This window comes from Denitrobaculum tricleocarpae, assembly GCF_007004665.1.
Taxonomy (GTDB): Bacteria; Pseudomonadota; Alphaproteobacteria; order Kiloniellales; family Kiloniellaceae; genus Denitrobaculum; species Denitrobaculum tricleocarpae.
Window position 1 is genome coordinate 54,440 of sequence record NZ_ML660052.1, and the last position, 15,619, is coordinate 70,058.

The following is a 15,619-nucleotide window of genomic DNA, read 5'->3' on the forward strand; positions in this document are numbered from 1 at the left end:
GTTGTCTTAACGCGTGACTCGGAGAGGGTAAAGCTCCGGCTTGCGATTTAGCGGCCTGCGCAGGCAGGCTCAATCCCAGGCGAAGCTCTGTGACAGGAAGTCGGGCGCCGCCTTGTACTTTGCGAAGAGAGCGGACAGCTCGGCTTCATCCGCATCGGCCAGGATGCCGCCCTTGATCAGCAGGCTCGCCGCGCCGATGCCCCGGGCGCCCGCGATATCGTGTTCGATGCTGTCGCCGATGCCGATGATGCGTTTGTCCTCTCCCTCGCCATCGGCACCGCTGCAGCGTTCCAGCGCAAAGCGGTAGATGCTTGGCCAGGGCTTCCCGATCCATTCCACAGGACCGCCGAGCGCTTCGTATTCTTCGGCGATCCGTCCGGCGCCGTAGCGCAGTCCCGCGGCAGTGATCATGATTTTGTCGGGATTGGTGCAGAGGCAGGGGACTTTTCGCTCCGCCGCGGGCCGAAGGTTCTCCAGGTAGTGCTCCAGGGGCACGCTATCCCCGTCACTGCCGGCCAGCAGAACCAGATCGGCATCCGCGCCGTCCTCAACCAGTTCAAGTCCCAGACCCTCGACCGCGGATCTGGTTCCACCGCGCGACAGCAGAAGACAACGCCGGGTTTGCCCAGCGCCGCTGCCCGCCGAAAGCTGGTGCCAGGCGACCTCGCCGGAGGTGACGAAATGATCGTAAAGGTCACTTGGAAAGCCCAGCGCCTCCATGCGCGTCGCATTCGCCGTAGACCGCCGGCCCGAGTTGGAGAGCAGGACCACGGTCTTAGCTTCCGATTTGAGCTTCTCGAGCACCCGGATCGCGCCCGGATAGGGGGCTTGCCCGTCGTGCAGCACCCCGAACTGATCGATCAGGAAAAGATCATAATCCCCGGCGATTTCTCTCAGTCCGCCGACGGCACGGTATGAGCTCATATCAGACCCGCCCCGCGTGCAGCGGCGAGGGCGAGGCGTGCGGTTCCCGCAGCGGCGTCCTGGGAAGCCGGTGCCAGGAACGGTACGGGCAGCACACGCTGGCGGATTGCCGTCCAGGTCGGGTTCTGCGCGCCGCCTCCGACCGTGCGCAGGGATCTGAGCTCCGGCGCGCCCAGCTCCTTGAGGCGCTGATAGCCCAGAACTTCCACGGCGGTGACGCCCTCCAGGAGGGCCTGAAGAAACTGCGCGTCTTTCAGGGGCCGAGGTTCCAGCCGCGGCTGCAGCTCGGGATCGTTGATGGGAAAACGCTCGCCCTCGGTGGCGAGCGGATAATAGTCGTAGCCCAGGGGCGCATCCGGATTGATTTCCGTTGAAAGCGTGCGCATTTGCTCGGGGCTGAAATACTTGGCCAGCACTGCGCCGCCGGAGTTCGACGCACCGCCCGCGAGCCATCGGTCTCCAATGCGGTGACTGTAAAGTCCATACTCGGGCGCAAAGAGCGGCTTATCCGAGAGCATCTTGAGGACCAGTGTCGACCCGAGCGCCGTCACGGCATCGCCGGGCTCTTCGGCTCCGGTCGCCAGGAAGGAGGCGCAGCCGTCTGTGGTGCCCGCCGCGATGACCGCCCGGGGTGAGATGCCCAGGAACGCGGCGGCTTCTCTCGTAATCTCGCCGATCACGCTGCCGGGTTCGGCGACCTCCGGCAAGAGGGCGCGTCTGGCGGCCGTCCGGTCCAGCCAGTCTGGCCAACGGCGCTCGATGGGATCATACCCGGTCTTCAGCGCATTGTTCTCGTCACTGACATCGAAACGTCCGCTCAGGCAACCGGCTATCCAGTCGGCTTGATGGATGACCTTCTGCGTTCCTTTGGTGTCCTGCAGGCGAACAACCTTCAGAAGTCCGGAGGTCGGGCCGTGCGCCGCGGAGGTTTCCGGCGCATGGGCGGCAATGTCGGCGATGGCTTCGGGCGTGGTCACCACGTCGTTGTACATCAGGGCGTTGCCGAGCGGATTGCCTGCTTTATCGACGGGCAACAGGGTGCCCGAAGTGCCGTCCACAGCGATCGCGGCGATCCGTTCGCCATCAAGCCTGCGCATCAGATCCTCGAGCGTTCTTATCGTCGCGCCCCACCAGACCTTGGGATCGCGTGGATTGGGCCCGGCTTCCGACATGGGCGTGTCCGCCCTGGCCACTTCATGCTTCGCGCCATCAATGGCGACGGCTCGCACACCCGTGGTGCCCACGTCGATACCAAGGGCTACAGATCCCGAATTTTCGTCAACGCCGATCACGAGAGGTTTCTCTTCCCACTAAAGACTTTGCACCCGGCTTTTAGCACTGCAAGCGCCGCAGGTCAGCTCTCCTATAGTTGAGCTTCCAGTTGCTTGCGGTATTTTTCCGCGTCCCAGTTCAGAAGTTCGTCATCCTGTTCGGCCGTCAGATAGCGCACCGGGGTCTCTGCGGCAATCCGGCTTGTCACATGGGCCAAACAGCGCGCCAGTTCTTCACCGCTTTCCGAGACCGACTCGTGCAACAAGGTGCCTGCGTCCGGGATCAACAGGATGGCCGGGGCCTGTTCCCTTCCGGCGAGCATCTGCTTTGGTGTTTCGCCCGGCGCGAGGGCGGTGGCCCCGGAGCCCAGAAAAATCACGTGATCCGGATAGAGCGAACCGCCGCTCGCGATCCGGCGCGAGAGAGGATCCAGGGCAACCGCGTGACTGTCGCTGTGGCGCGGCAGGCGGTACGGCAGGTCCGCTGCGATTGCCGTCAGCTTTTCATGGTTCGCAGCCGGAAGATCGCGCGTCGGGTTGCGCAAGGCTTCACTGACGGCGGCGAGCAGCTTTTCCGCTTCCGCGACAGAGTCTGCGGCAACCACCAGGCCGTGATTGGCCAGGACCAGGACCGATGTCGTCGCGCTGGTCCGTTCGGCGATGGCGCGCGAAAGCGGCAGACCGGGCCGGACATAGGGAATCCAGGCCCAGTCGAAGTCGCGCAGTTTATCCTGCAAGGCGGTCTCGCCGTCCCACCGGGCGGACCAGGCAATGGTCTCCACACAGTGGGCGTGAACCACGACCTTCTGCGGCATGGCGGCATGTAGGGTGGTTTCGATGGAAGGTCTCAGGTTTTCGGGATTTGCGTCCTCAATGACGAAGCCCTGGGCTTTTTCGGCGGCTGGGTCGTTGGCGGCAAGGGCGGTCAGCAGAGGTTTGAGCCTCACGGGCACCATGATGTTCCGCTCGAGCGCCTGGCTCAGCCAGGTGCCCGATGCTTTGATCCAAAGCACACCCTCCTGCTTGATCGAGGTGTTGCCGCCTGCGGCCTGGACCAACGCCGGGTCTTTGCCGATACGGGCGGAAAGTCTGCGCAGCGCGACCAGCTCATCCCGGTTCTCTGTCGTCTCTTGGGTCATTGTTTAACCTGCCTTTGCCATTTTGCCCGCGCACCAGGTCTCAAAGTTCCGGCGCTCCTGGGCGCTCAGATGCAGCCCGTGCTTCGTACGGCGTTCCAGAATGTCTTCGGCCGTGACGGCCCATTCTCTCTCCATCAGATAGTGCGCCTCAGCTTCATAGAGCTGAGCGCCGAAGTGTTTGCCCAGGTCTTCCAGGCTGCGCGCCGGGCCAAGCAGATCGCGCAGCCGTGTGCCGTAAAGGCGGCTGAGGTGATCGGCGAGGGATGCCGGCAGCCAGGGATAGTCCTTCGTTACGGACTGACGGAAACTGTCGAAATCCGCATCGGGAATATCGCCTCCGGGCAGACTCCCCTGCGCCGTCCAATCCGGCCCAAGATCGGGAAAATAGGGTTGGAGTTTCTGCAGCGCATGTTCCGCCAGTTTGCGGAAGGTCGTAATTTTACCCCCGAAGACGGAGAGCATCGGCGCGCCACTCTGGTCGTCGAGATCGAAGACATAGTCGCGTGTGACCGCGCTGGGATTTTCCGCCGCGTCGTCGTACAGCGGACGCACGCCGGAAAAACGATGGACGATGTCTGCTTCGCTCAGCTGCTGTTTGAAGTAGCGGTTGACGGCGCTCAGCAGGTAGTCAACTTCTGCCTGGTCGACGGCGACTTCGTCGGCGGTCCCCTCGTAGGGCACGTCCGTGGTCCCGATCAGGCAGAGGTCGTCCTCGTACGGATTGATGAAGATCACCCGCTTGTCGGTGTTCTGCACCAGGTATGCCTGCGGGCCGTCCCAGAACTTGGGCACGACCAGATGGCTGCCTTTGACCAGCCTGATGTTGCGCGAAGAATTGAAGCCGGTGACCTTGCCCAGGACCTCCTGAACCCAGGGACCGGCGGCATTGACCAGGGCTTTGCACCTCAGAACCCGGGTTTGCCCCGTCGTGCCGGATTTGAGTTCGACCCGCCAGTGACCGTCTTCCCGGCGGGCGGAGGTGCAGGTCGTGCGGGGATAGATCTTCGCGCCCCGATCCGCCGCGTCCAGCGCGTTCAGAACCACCAGCCGCGCATCGTCGACCCAGCAGTCCGAGTATTCGAAGGCCTTGTGGTAGCTGTCCCGCAGGGCTAGGCCCTCGGGAGCGCTGCGCAGATCCAGGGTCCGGGTTCCGGGCAGGCGCTTGCGGCCGCCCAGATGGTCGTAAAGGAACAGACCGAGCCGGATCAGCCAGGCCGGCCGATCCTGCGGGCTGTGCGGCAGGACGAAGCGCAGCGGCCAGATGATGTGCGGCGCGGACTCCATCAGAACTTCACGTTCGATCAGGGCCTCACGCACCAGACGGAATTCGTAGTACTCCAGGTATCGCAGGCCGCCGTGCACCAGTTTACCGGACCGCGATGATGTGCCCTGCGCAAGATCGTCTTTTTCACAGAGCACGACCGAGAGACCCCGCCCGGCGGCATCCCGGGCAATCCCGGTGCCGTTGACCCCGCCACCGATCACGCAGAGGTCCAGAAGATCGGACTCGCTTTCGGTATCTGCTGTCGGCGCGTGCGGTGCGGTTGGCGACGGTGTCATGGTTCCGGTGTTTTTGCGATGCGTCCACTCAAAGTCGAACGGCCGTTACGCCTGCTTCCTCGTTCTGGGTTTAGTTTGCGTTCTGGCTTTAGTCTGAGCCCCGGCTTTAGTCTGAGTTCTGGCTTTGCTTGGGGCCTTCCGCTTAGCCGCGACTTTTGGTTTGGCCGCTGCACTCGTTTTGCCAGCCGCTTTCGTCTTAGCCGGGGTTTTGGCTCGGGTTTTGGGCTTGGCATTGCTGTTCGCGGATTTCTTGTCCTGCAGCCCGTAGCCCTTGAAGCGTTCCATCACATTTGCGATCTCCGCGTCACTCAACAGGTTGGGGCCGCCGATCAGCAGGCTCTGGTAGTACTGCTTGGCAATGGTCTCCAGCTCGACCGCCAGCCACATGGCCTTTGCGATATTGGCGCCGGTCGCGATCATGCCGTGGTTCGCCAGGATACAGCCGGTCCGGTCCTTCAGGGCTTTTAACGCATTGGCGGAGAGTTCTTCGGTCCCGAAGGTGGCGTAATCGGCACAGCGGATCATCGGGCCGCCGAAGGCCGCGATCATGTAGTGACAGGCCGGGATCTCCTTGCCTGCGATGGAGAGGATCGTGGCGTAAGTGGAATGGGTGTGAACGATGCCGCCCACGTCGGGCCGATCGATCATGATATCCAGATGGAAGCGCCATTCGGTCGAGGGCTTAAGCGGGCCTTCCCAGGATCCGTAATCCTTGTTGATCGGCATGGTGGCCAGATCACCGGGTTTCAGGGCTTCGTAGGCGATTCCGCTGGGGGTAATGATCATCACATCTTTGTAGCGTGCGCTGAGATTACCTGAAGTGCCCTGGTTGAGACCAGTCGCGTTCATCTTCAGGCAGTTCTCAATGATCGCCTTGCGTATTTCGAGTTCCGTCATGGGTCTCTCCGTTATCCTTTCGCGCCGCTGCATTCGGGTGTCGAAGCCGCTTGCGCTCTATCTACTTGTCTTGGGCTCTTCGTCAATCTATTGCGGTCTCTTTATCAACAGGCATCAGTGGCTCAACAGGGATTGATCGGCGGCTTGCCGCTCAGGAACCTGCGCACCTCCTCCGCCGCCTGTTCCGCCGCATAGGTTACGGTGCGGACCGAGGCGCCGGCGATGTGCGGCGTCAGGGTCACATTCGGCAGCTGCAGCAGTGGCCACTCCTCCGGCGGCGGCTCGATGGCAAAGGTCTCCAGCATGGCACCGCCGAGGTGACCCGAGACCAGGGCGTCGTAGAGGGCGTCGTAATCGACCATCGGGCCGCGTGCCGTGTTCACGAAAAGGCTGCCGGGTTTCATCCTGACAAAAGCACCGGCGTCAATGAACCTGGTCGTCTCCGGCGTGACGCGGGCATGCAGGGTGACCACATCGGACTGTTCCAGAAGTGTCGGCAGGTCGACCTGCTCGACACCGGCCTTCAGGTCTTCGGCCGAGAGCTGCACATAGGGGTCGCAGACCAGTACCCGGCTGCCGAAGGCGCGCAGCAAGGGCACGACCCGGGTCCCGATATTGCCGTAGCCGATCACGCCGACGGTCATCTCGTTCAGTTCCCGGCCGGTCCGGTCGGCGCGGTAGAGATCGCCGCGCCATTCGCCCTTGCGCAGGGCTTCGTGTCCGACGCGGATCAGGCGGGTCTCCGCCAGGATGGCACCGATGGTGAATTCGGCAACCGCGCTGGCGTTGCGGCCCGGTACGTTGACGACCCGGATATCGCGTTTGCGGGCGGCCTCCATGTCGATATTGACCGGTCCGCCGCGCGAGACCGCGACGAACTTCAGGTTCGGCAATTGCGCCATCATGTCGTCCGACAGGGGCGCCAGATGCGTGACGAAAATCTCCGACTCGCCGATGAAGCGCACAACTTCATCCGGATCGCCCATGTATTCCTTGAGGCCGTCGAGACCCGGTTTGGCGTAGCCATGCTCCATGGGCTCGTCCGGCCAGGGAAACTCCAGGCTGCGGATCCGGTGTTCCCCGCCGCAGGCCTTCTCGATGGCGTCGCTGAAGGCATCCGCCATCATGAAGCGGTCACCGATGATCGTGATTTCACTCGCCATATCAGGCTCCGTTCCTCTGTGCCAGAGATCGCCAGAGAGGCGGCATGTTGCGCCGGGCTTCTTCATAGAGCGTGTAGGTCTTTCCATAGATCGCGGTCAGTTCCGCATCGGGCGCTTCGCGCGCGCCGAGATAGGGCGTGACCCATTGTTCCGCACAGTCGGCCATATCGGCGTATACGCCCAGGCAGACCGCCGCCATCATGGCGACGCCCGCTGCGCCCGCCTCAACGCGTTCGCTGGTGCGGACATCCGCGCCCAAAGCCGCGCTCAGAATGCGGCGGATCTGCGTGCTGCGTGCTGCGCCGCCGGTCAGGCGCACTTCCTTGGGCAGGTCGCCCATGGCTTCGTAGCAATCGCGCGCGGCCAGGGAGAGCCCTTCGTAAGTCGCCCGCAAAAGATCGCCGTAACCATGCCGTGTCGAGAGGCCGAGAAAGGCCGCGCTTGCGCTGGCATCCGTGAAAGGACCGCGTTCGCCCGCCGCTGAAATGTAGGGTTGATAGAGCAGATTTGCCGGTTGCGCTGCCGCGACCAGTCCGTCGGCCTTCGCCAGAAGATCCGCACGGGAACGCTCGACGCCTTCGCTGGAGAGCACACCCAAGGCCAAATCCAGCAGCCAATCGATGTTGAGGGTGCCTGCCAGGTTCGACTGCATCTGCGCGTAGCTGCCGGGCACCGGGAAGGGCATGGTATAGCCGGTGGCGTGCGGATTGATCACCACATCCTCCGCCGATTTCACGAAGCGCATATGCATGCCCGTGGAACCGACGATGGTGCAGCCCAGGTCCGAGCCGGGGTCGTAGAGTCCGGCGCCCAGCGCAGCGCAGATCACATCGACGTAACCGAGCACCACCGGCGTCCCCTGCGGCAGGCCGGTCGAACGCGCCGCCTCGTCGCTCAGGCTGCCGTGCTGCCGGGTGCCCTCGATCATTTCCGGCAACAGAGGCCGTTGCGCGCTCAGTCCGAGACTTGCGATCACCTCGTCGGAGTAGGTCCGGGTTCTGAAGTCGCCATAGGTGAAGGTCCCTTCCGAAGGATCGGTCACCCGCTCGCCACAGAGTTTGTAGTAGAGCCAGTCCTTGCAGTGAAAAGCGGTGGCGGCTTTCTCCAGCCTCTCCGGCTGATGACGTTTCATCCAGAGCAGCTGCGGACCCTGCTGACAGGCCGCCAGACCGGTGCCGGTGTGGGCGAAGCGTGCCCGGTCCTCCGGCGATTCCCGCAGCTCATCCACGATGGATGCGGCGCGGGAATCCAGCCACAGCCAGGCCGGGCCGACCGGCGCGCCGCCGGCATCAATCAGCCAGGTCCCATCGCCCTGACCCGTAACCGCAATTCCCAGTGTGCGGTGCGTGAGTTCCGGCAGCTGCGCGGCAAGCCCCGCGATGGAATCGAGCGTATCCTGCCAGGTTCGGGCGACATCCTGTTCCACCCCGCCGTCCGGCAGGCTCTCGTAACTGTTGGGCTGCGCGAAAACCGCCAGCTGCTCGCCCCTGGTCGAGAAGGCGACCGATTTAATGACGGAGGTGCCGGCATCGATGCCGATCAGGATGTCTTTCATCCGACAACCTCCCTGCCATGCAGAAGCGCTCTGCCGTCGTCCTCGGCGAAGAGGTGAACGGCCCGGGGCGGAATGGAAAAAGCGACCTCGGCGCCGAGCGCGTCGTCAACGCGGCCATAACTGACCGCCACCATGGCCTGTCCCGCCGTCTCGATCACCACATGGGTCTGGTCGCCGAGCCATTGGTTCGACACCAGCAGGCCCCGGGTGTCACCTTTGCCCAGCGCCACACTGTGCGGTCGGACGCCCAGATGTACCGATGCGCCGTCCTGAAGAGCGCTGCCGGGAGGACGGACGATTTCGCCCAGCTCCACGCTGAATCCGCTCGCGGAACCGGCCCCTTCAACCGCGACACTCACCTGGCCGTCCTGTGCGGAGAGCTTCGCCGGAAAAACGTTCATGGGCGGTTCGCCGATAAAGGTCGCGACAAAAAGGTTCGCGGGCCGGTCCTTGAGTTCGGCGGGGCTGGCGATCTGTTGCAGCACGCCGTCTTCCATCACCGCGATCCTGTCGGCGAGGGCGTTTGCCTCGGTCTGATCGTGGGTGACGAAAACCGACGTCAGGCCTTGCTCGATCAGGTAGCTCTTGATCCGCCCGCGCAGAACCGAGCGCAGTTGCGGCTCCAGCTGCGACATGGGTTCATCGAGCAGATAGAGATCAGCTTTGCGGATCAGGGCACGGGCCAGGCTGGCACGCTGCTGCTGACCGCCGGAGAGCGACGAGGGATATTTGTCCAGGATAGGCCCGATTTCCAGAAGCGCCGAGATATGATCGACCTTCCGCTTGACCTCGCTCTGTTCGAGTTTCGCTGCCTTTAGGGCAAAGGCGATGTTGTCACGGACCGTCAAGGGCGGGTAGAGCGAATAACCCTCGAAGGCCATGGCGACATTGCGCTTTGCCGGCGGCAGGCTGTCGATCCGCCGTCCGGCCAGATTGATTTCCCCCCGGCTGACGGTCTCGAAACCGGCAATCATACGCAGGGTCGAGGTCTTGCCGCAGCCGGAGGATCCCAGCAGCGCGACGATCTCGCCCTGGCCGACCTCCATGGAAAAACTCTTCACCGCGTGGACCGCCGGATTGGCCGGGTCGCCGTAGAATTTATCGACGGCATCCAGATGAAGGGCGACCGCTGCCGGAGCGTGCGCGGGCTGTTCCGGTGCCTGGTTGGCCATGTAGGTTCCTGGGGATGATGGTTTCACGGCTTCAGGGCTCACAAGGTCTGACGATTGGAGGTTTGCGGTTGAATGCGCTGTCCGCTGTCGCGCGCAAAGATCAGCAGATCAGCGGGGTAGATGCCGGCAAAGGCAGGGCCATGCTCCCGGCTGCCGGCGGCGCCTTCTTCCGGCGCCGAGGCGAAGAACTCCGTCCCGTCGGCGAGATGCAGCAGCATCACCACGCGTTCGTTCAGCGGTGTCACGGCAATCAGCTCGACCGGGAGCGCACCCTTAGTGGCTGTTTGGGAAATCGAAATGGCTTCGGGCCGGATACCGGCGTAGATCTCGCGCCCGGCGGCATGGGCGTAGCCTGGACCCAGATCGATCGGGCTGCCCGCGAGATCGGCATGTGTGCCGCCGTTCGCGGTCACGATCCTGCTGGGGATCAGATTGATGGTCGGATCACCGAAGAGCTTGGCGACCTCGATGTTGACCGGGTCGCGGTAGATGTCTTCCGGCGTGGCCACCTGCGCGAACCCGCCGTCCAGGAGCACCGCGATGCGGTCGCCAAGCGCCATGGCTTCCTTATAGTCCTGGGTTACGTAGAGTGTCGTCGACTGAAACTCCCTCAGCAGTCTGGGGAGCTCCAGGCGCATCTCGAAGCGCAGCTTGGCATCCACGTTGCGCAGCGGATCGTCCAGCAGCAGGATCTTCGGGCCCGCCACCAGCGCGCGGGCCAGGGCGGTGCGCTGCTTCTGCCCGTTCGAGAGTTCCTTGGGCCGGTGGCTCAGGACGTGATCTATCTTCAGTAACGACGCGATATCCCGCACCTTGTCGGCGATCTGCGCGGAGGTTCCGCCCCGGGCCTGCAGGGGGCTGGCGATGTTCTCGGCCGCTTCCATATGAGGGTAGAGCGCGAAGTTCTGAAAGGCCATGCCGACGCCCCGCCGTTCGGGCGCAATCCCGATCACGGAACTGCCGCTCAAGCGGATATCCCCGTCATCGGGGTCGTAGATGCCCGATATCAGGCGCAGCAATACCGTCTTGCCGGTCCCGGACGGTCCGAAAATGACGACCGTTTCGCCTTCGTCCGCTGAGAGGGAGAGTCCCGACAGGACTTCGTCGTTCTTGAAGGACTTGCTGATGCCGTTGAGTTCAAGTGCGGTCATGGCCCTATCCCTTTACCGCACCGAGGGAGAGGCCCTCAACCAGATAACGTTGCGCATAGAGCGCCAGCATCAGGGTCGGCGTGACCGAGAGCACGATGGCGGCGGCCACCTGGCCGTATTGGATGCCCGAGGCCGTCACGAAGGCCAGGGCGCCGACGGTGACCGGCTGCTTGTCGGCGGAGGCGAGGACCAGAGCGAAGACGAAGTTATTCCAGCAGAAGATAAAGGCCAGCAGGCTGGCCGCCGCGATGCCGGGCCGGGCCAGGGGAATGGCGATCTTGCGGAAGGTGGTGGCCCAGGAATGGCCGTCGATCCGGTAGGCGTTTTCGATGTCCGGGCTGATGTCTTCGAAATAGCCACGCACGATCCAGAGAATCAGCGGCAGGGCGATCAGCTGGTAAACCCAGACCAGGCCGAGGTAGGTGTCGCTCAGCCCCAGTTCGCTGAAGTAGAGCGAAAGCGGCAGCAGCACCAGCAGCGGCGGCGCAAAGCGGAAAGACAGCAGGGTGAAGGCAATGTTCTCGCCCAGACGGAACTTGAAACGCGCGAAGGCATAGGCCGCGGGCACGCCGAGGATGAGCGCCACCCCGACCGAGAGGCTGGAGAGTAGGACTGAATTCCAGAGATTGCGCATGAACGCGATGTCCAGATCGCCCGCAACCGTCGAGAGGCGTCCCGAAATCAGCGCGATGTAATTCTCCAGCGTCGGCGAGAAGAAAAGGCTGGGCGGAATGCGCAGGATGTCCTCGTTGGTCTGGAAGGACATCAGGAAGATCCAGAAGATCGGGAAGAGAAAGAACAGCAGGACCAGGGTCAGGAGAAAGCCCCGGAGGATGCGCTCGGCTGTGGACGTATGATGCATAGCCTGCGCCCCTTTAAGCGTGGCCGTGCGCGCGTTCGCGCAGCTTCAGCCAGTGTTTGACGAAAAGATTCGAGAGGATGTAAGTGATGACCCAGAGCACCATCAGTAGGGCCGCCGAGCGTCCCACATTGGTGTACTGGAAGAATTCCAGATAGCTCTGCACCTGAAACACCATCAGCTTGTCGCCCGGACCGCCCTGGGTCATGGCATAGATGATGTCGAACTGCTGGATCGAGTCCAGCAGGCGGAAGAGCGTCGCCGTGATGATGTAGGGCATCAGCATGGGCAGGGTGATCCGGAAGAAGACGAAAGACCGCGGCACGCCGTCCAGTTCCGCCGCCTCGAAGGGCTGGCGCGGCAGGGATCGCAGCCCCGCAAGCAGCAGGATCATGATGAAGGGCGTATAGACCCACATATCCACCAGCACCACGGTGAAAAGGGCCGAAGAGGGCGATGAGGCCCAGCGGAAATCGTCAAACCCGATCAGGCCGATCAGGTAGCTGAGCACCCCAAAATTCGGATTGGTCATCAGCTTCCACATCAGGGCGGCGATCGCCGGCGCGGTCATGAGCGGCAGCAGCAAAAGGATCGAGACCATGTTGTTGAAGCGCCCCGGTTTGCGTAACAGCAGGGCGATGCCAAGACCGAGCAGTAGTTCCAGCGTGACCGTCAAAAAGGTATAGAGCAGAGAGACTTCAATGGTGTTCCAGAAGGCACTGTCCGAGAGAAAGTCGGTATAGTTCTCCAGCCCGATAAAGGCCCGCGCCTGTGGAAAGGACAGATTATAGCGCTGGGTCGAGTAGTAGACCGCTGTGCCAAAGGGAATGAGAATGCCGATGCAAACCAGCAAGGCGGGCAAACTCAACATATAGGGTAAGGCGCGGCGGAACACCGAAACGACCTCCGATCGATACGCGTTGTTGTTCTATCGTTTTGTCTTCGCTCGGCGAAGGAAGCGGGGAGACCTTGGGAGAGAAGATCGCCCCGCAGGGCTCCGGGCAGTCCTGCTCCGGATTCCCTTTAACCCCTACAGGCCAGCCGACTTGAGCTGACGGTTGACGCTTTCGGCCAGCTGATCGAGCCCTTCGTCCACCGGCACCTCGCGTGTCACCATCTTCTGCAGACCTGCGGCCCACTCGGTGGTGAGCGTCGAGAACAGCGGCTGCGGCGTGAAGTAGATCTTCGCGTCGGGCGCTGATGCCTCGTACTGTTCGATGTAGCCGGGATAGCTCTTCGCGATCCGGTCCCGGAATTCCTGATCCTTCCAGACCTTGCCGCGGACCGGATTGACGAAGTCCATCTTGCGGGCGCCGAACAGACCGTGCTCGGCGCTGGAGGCCCACTGCATGAAGTACCAGGCCGCGTCCCGCTCCTTGGAGAAGTTGGACATGGCAAGGGACCAGATCCAGACGTTGGAGGTCGGGGTCGGAGCATCGGGATTGGCCTTGAAGGAGGCGTAGGCCAGATTACCGGCTTCCTTGTTGTCGCCGCCGTTCATGAAGTAACCCAGGATATCGGCGTCGTAGATCATGCCCGAGGCGCCTGCGCCCAGGTCGGTCCCGACCTGATACCAGGTGTAGGTCGCCCAGTCTTTGGGTCCGGAATCCTGGATCATCTTGACCCACTGCGCTGTAAAGGCCTTGGATTCAGCAGAGTCCATGGCTGCACGCAGCTTGCCGTCCTCCTGTTTCAGGTCCTTGCCGCCGAAGTTGGTGTAGGCGGAGAGGAAGCCCGGATGGATCGTCGCCCAGGACCGCGAGCCGCGCACGCCGATGCCATAAGGTCCGCCGGCATCGTTGGTGATCTTGGCAGCAACCTCCATCATCTCGTTCATGTTCTGCGGCGGCGCGAGCCCCAGCTTGTCGAAGATCTTGCGGTTATAGGCAATGTTGTTCAGCTCAAAGCCCCAGGGCACACACCACTGTTTTGAGTCGGCGCCGCCGAGTTCCGCACCGGGTACACCGGACCAGGCGGTCGAGGCGCGCAGGCCGGGCAGGACGTCGTCCCAGTCATAGGTCGGGCTGGTTTTCGCCGGATCGCTGATGAACTCGTTCATGTCGGCGATCCAACCGGCCGGCCCGTATTGCCAGGTCTGGTAGGCGCCGGTCATGAAGGCATCGTACTGGCTGGACTTGGACGAGAGCGCCGCGGTGACCTTGTCGAAATAGACATCCTCCGGGAAGATGTCATAAGTCACATCGACGCCGGTCAAAGACTTGAAGTTGTCGATGTTGGCGATCATGGCATCCGCGTAGGGATGCTTGTTCAGCAGCAGCTTGACCGATTTACCCTTGTGTTTCATCCAGTCGAAATCCGCCGCCATGGCCGCGGTCGAGGCGGAGTTCAACAGGAAGTTCGCGGTTCCGGCGGCGACACCGAGCTTGAGCGATTTTTCGATCAACTCACGGCGGCTCATTTTCCCGGCCGTGTAAGACTTAAAGAGGTCTCTTTCCCTATCGTACATAACGTTCCCTCCATGTAAGTGGGGCGATTTTTCCGCCTCTGTTAGCTAACCTCTGCCACGCCTTTCGATTTTTCCGTTGGGGCTGGCAGTTGGCCTGCGAGCGCGCTTGCCGTGCTCTCGTTGGTGATCAGGCCCTTCAGGAATCCGCTTTTCAGGATCGAGCGGATTGCATCGGTTTTTTCCGTTCCTCCGGCCACGGCGACCATGCGCCGATCGAGGAGTTCGTCGCGGGAGAGAGACAGCGTCCGGCTGGAGAGTTCGGTCTCTACCGCCGCGCCGGTCCGGTCGAAGAAGTGCCCGAGCAATTCTCCGCAGCCGCCCTTGCGTTTGATCTCGTTGATCTCCTTGCGCTCGATCATTCCCGTCTCCACCAGCGACGCGCCGGGTTCCGCCGTGCCGATCCCCACCAGCAGCAGGTTGGCCTGCTTGCCCAGTTCGAAGATGTCGCTGATGCCACGCTGGTTCAGCAGCACGGAACGGTCTTCAATCGAGTTTGCAAAGAAAGGAACCGGCATGACGTAGGCTTCCGCGCCGGTGCGCTCGGCCAGACGGTGGATCACGTCATGGGGGTTTGCCGCGAACTTGCGGGTCAGGCCGCCCAGCAGGGAGACGAAGCGGGTCTTTCCGGCAGAGGTTCGCGGCAGATAGTCGATACAGGCCGCCAGTGTACGGCCGTGGCCGACACCAATCAGTTGGTCTTTGTCACGTTCCAGCGCGAGCTTGAGATACTGCGCCCCCGCCATGCCCAGCGACTTCAGCGGCAGAGCAGCGCTGTCGCTCTCGCTATCGTCCAGATCTGGCACGACCTGGCAGAATTCCAATCCGTAGCGGCTGCTCAGCTTCTCTTCCAGCTGCACGCATTCGGAGATTTCACCGTCGATGTAGACCTTGATCAGGCCCTCGCGGCTGGCGCGCGCGATCAGCCGATGGGCTTTCAGGCTGGTCAGCCCCAGACGCTTCGCAACTTCGGACTGGGTCAGGCCGCCGGCGAAGTGCAGCCAGGCCGCACGGGTGGCCGTGCTCGCTTCGCTGTCCTTGAGAGCGCCGTTTGCCGATTTGCTTGCCATGGCCCGTTTCGAAAAAAATATCAACTAATGAAAATTTTTTCATACACCCGGAAAAGAGTCAAGCGGAGTTGGGGAGCAAGCCATTGGACGATCGGCCAGGCAGTCAGGAGAACATGGCGAAACTGGGCCGGGTGAATATCGGCGTCGTATGGGGGCGGGAGCTCTAGGCCGTCGAACGTTTTTGGATGGCCGGTTTGAGCCCAATCTGACCGCTCCGGCGCTACGCAAAATGGCAACGCGTCGCAGCAGACCTCAAAAGACCTCCTGAACGGGCATTCCCAATTGTCGCAGACGAGTTTTCACACTGCGCGATGGTCACTGTTCCATAGCGCTTATGTCAGGCTGACCTTTGCGCCGCGACGTGGGTGAAGGCTGAGAGTGTACAGTTTTGCCA

General features: G+C 62.4%; 13 protein-coding genes. All 13 read right to left on the bottom strand.

Annotated elements, in window-relative coordinates:
- Positions 1 to 69: 69 nt before the first annotated feature.
- The 13 genes from FKG95_RS00250 to FKG95_RS00310 all read right to left on the bottom strand — a co-directional run bounded on the left by FKG95_RS00250 (position 70) and on the right by FKG95_RS00310 (position 15,225).
- On the bottom strand, positions 70 to 924 hold the full coding sequence (locus FKG95_RS00250; protein WP_142893977.1) for a TIGR01459 family HAD-type hydrolase: 855 nt from the start codon (positions 922 to 924) through the stop codon (positions 70 to 72).
- Positions 921 to 2,216, bottom strand: a complete 1,296-nt coding sequence (locus tag FKG95_RS00255) for an FGGY-family carbohydrate kinase (RefSeq protein WP_246116637.1) — start codon at positions 2,214 to 2,216, stop codon at positions 921 to 923. The genes FKG95_RS00250 and FKG95_RS00255 overlap by 4 nt, the downstream gene beginning before the upstream one ends.
- A gap of 71 nt (positions 2,217 to 2,287) precedes the next feature.
- A complete protein-coding gene (locus tag FKG95_RS00260; RefSeq protein WP_142893979.1) occupies positions 2,288 to 3,334 on the bottom strand; it encodes a class II aldolase/adducin family protein in 1,047 nt (348 codons plus the stop codon).
- A gap of 3 nt (positions 3,335 to 3,337) precedes the next feature.
- Complete coding sequence (locus tag FKG95_RS00265; protein WP_142893981.1) at positions 3,338 to 4,894, bottom strand: glycerol-3-phosphate dehydrogenase; 1,557 nt, start codon at positions 4,892 to 4,894, stop codon at positions 3,338 to 3,340.
- 45 nt (positions 4,895 to 4,939) lie between these two features.
- Entirely contained in the window at positions 4,940 to 5,791 is an 852-nt protein-coding gene (locus FKG95_RS00270) for a class II aldolase/adducin family protein (protein ID WP_142893983.1), read from the bottom strand.
- 122 nt (positions 5,792 to 5,913) lie between these two features.
- On the bottom strand, positions 5,914 to 6,954 hold the full coding sequence (locus FKG95_RS00275) for a 2-hydroxyacid dehydrogenase (protein ID WP_142893985.1): 1,041 nt from the start codon (positions 6,952 to 6,954) through the stop codon (positions 5,914 to 5,916).
- A gap of 1 nt (position 6,955) precedes the next feature.
- Positions 6,956 to 8,509 carry an FGGY-family carbohydrate kinase gene (locus FKG95_RS00280; protein WP_142893987.1) on the bottom strand — a complete coding sequence of 518 codons (1,554 nt, stop codon included), beginning with the start codon at positions 8,507 to 8,509 and terminating at the stop codon, positions 6,956 to 6,958.
- A complete protein-coding gene (locus tag FKG95_RS00285; protein ID WP_142895145.1) occupies positions 8,506 to 9,681 on the bottom strand; it encodes an ABC transporter ATP-binding protein in 1,176 nt (391 codons plus the stop codon). Before FKG95_RS00285 ends, FKG95_RS00280 begins: the two co-directional genes overlap by 4 nt.
- A 38-nt stretch (positions 9,682 to 9,719) precedes the next feature.
- Positions 9,720 to 10,832 (bottom strand): ABC transporter ATP-binding protein, encoded by a 1,113-nt coding sequence (locus tag FKG95_RS00290; RefSeq protein ID WP_142893989.1) that lies wholly within the window; start codon positions 10,830 to 10,832, stop codon positions 9,720 to 9,722.
- Positions 10,833 to 10,836: 4 nt separating this feature from the next.
- A complete protein-coding gene (locus FKG95_RS00295) occupies positions 10,837 to 11,694 on the bottom strand; it encodes a carbohydrate ABC transporter permease (protein WP_142893991.1) in 858 nt (285 codons plus the stop codon).
- Positions 11,695 to 11,707: 13 nt separating this feature from the next.
- Complete coding sequence (locus FKG95_RS00300) at positions 11,708 to 12,586, bottom strand: carbohydrate ABC transporter permease (RefSeq protein WP_246116638.1); 879 nt, start codon at positions 12,584 to 12,586, stop codon at positions 11,708 to 11,710.
- A 135-nt stretch (positions 12,587 to 12,721) separates the two neighbouring features.
- Positions 12,722 to 14,158 carry an ABC transporter substrate-binding protein gene (locus FKG95_RS00305; RefSeq protein ID WP_142893993.1) on the bottom strand — a complete coding sequence of 479 codons (1,437 nt, stop codon included), beginning with the start codon at positions 14,156 to 14,158 and terminating at the stop codon, positions 12,722 to 12,724.
- Between the two features lie 41 nt (positions 14,159 to 14,199).
- Positions 14,200 to 15,225: a sugar-binding transcriptional regulator gene (locus FKG95_RS00310; protein WP_142893995.1), complete on the bottom strand. Its 1,026-nt coding sequence runs from the start codon at positions 15,223 to 15,225 to the stop codon at positions 14,200 to 14,202.
- Between the last annotated feature and the right edge of the window lie 394 nt (positions 15,226 to 15,619).

What these genes read in the sequence shown, in the direction of transcription:
- FKG95_RS00250 (WP_142893977.1), bottom strand. Translation starts at nt 924, where the DNA reads ATGAGCTCATACCGTGCCGTCGGCGGACTGAGAGAAATCGCCGGGGAT.
- FKG95_RS00260 (WP_142893979.1), bottom strand. Translation starts at nt 3,334, where the DNA reads ATGACCCAAGAGACGACAGAGAACCGGGATGAGCTGGTCGCGCTGCGC.
- FKG95_RS00265 (WP_142893981.1), bottom strand. Translation starts at nt 4,894, where the DNA reads ATGACACCGTCGCCAACCGCACCGCACGCGCCGACAGCAGATACCGAA.
- FKG95_RS00270 (WP_142893983.1), bottom strand. Translation starts at nt 5,791, where the DNA reads ATGACGGAACTCGAAATACGCAAGGCGATCATTGAGAACTGCCTGAAG.
- FKG95_RS00275 (WP_142893985.1), bottom strand. Translation starts at nt 6,954, where the DNA reads ATGGCGAGTGAAATCACGATCATCGGTGACCGCTTCATGATGGCGGAT.
- FKG95_RS00280 (WP_142893987.1), bottom strand. Translation starts at nt 8,509, where the DNA reads ATGAAAGACATCCTGATCGGCATCGATGCCGGCACCTCCGTCATTAAA.
- FKG95_RS00285 (WP_142895145.1), bottom strand. Translation starts at nt 9,681, where the DNA reads ATGGCCAACCAGGCACCGGAACAGCCCGCGCACGCTCCGGCAGCGGTC.
- FKG95_RS00290 (WP_142893989.1), bottom strand. Translation starts at nt 10,832, where the DNA reads ATGACCGCACTTGAACTCAACGGCATCAGCAAGTCCTTCAAGAACGAC.
- FKG95_RS00295 (WP_142893991.1), bottom strand. Translation starts at nt 11,694, where the DNA reads ATGCATCATACGTCCACAGCCGAGCGCATCCTCCGGGGCTTTCTCCTG.
- FKG95_RS00305 (WP_142893993.1), bottom strand. Translation starts at nt 14,158, where the DNA reads ATGTACGATAGGGAAAGAGACCTCTTTAAGTCTTACACGGCCGGGAAA.
- FKG95_RS00310 (WP_142893995.1), bottom strand. Translation starts at nt 15,225, where the DNA reads ATGGCAAGCAAATCGGCAAACGGCGCTCTCAAGGACAGCGAAGCGAGC.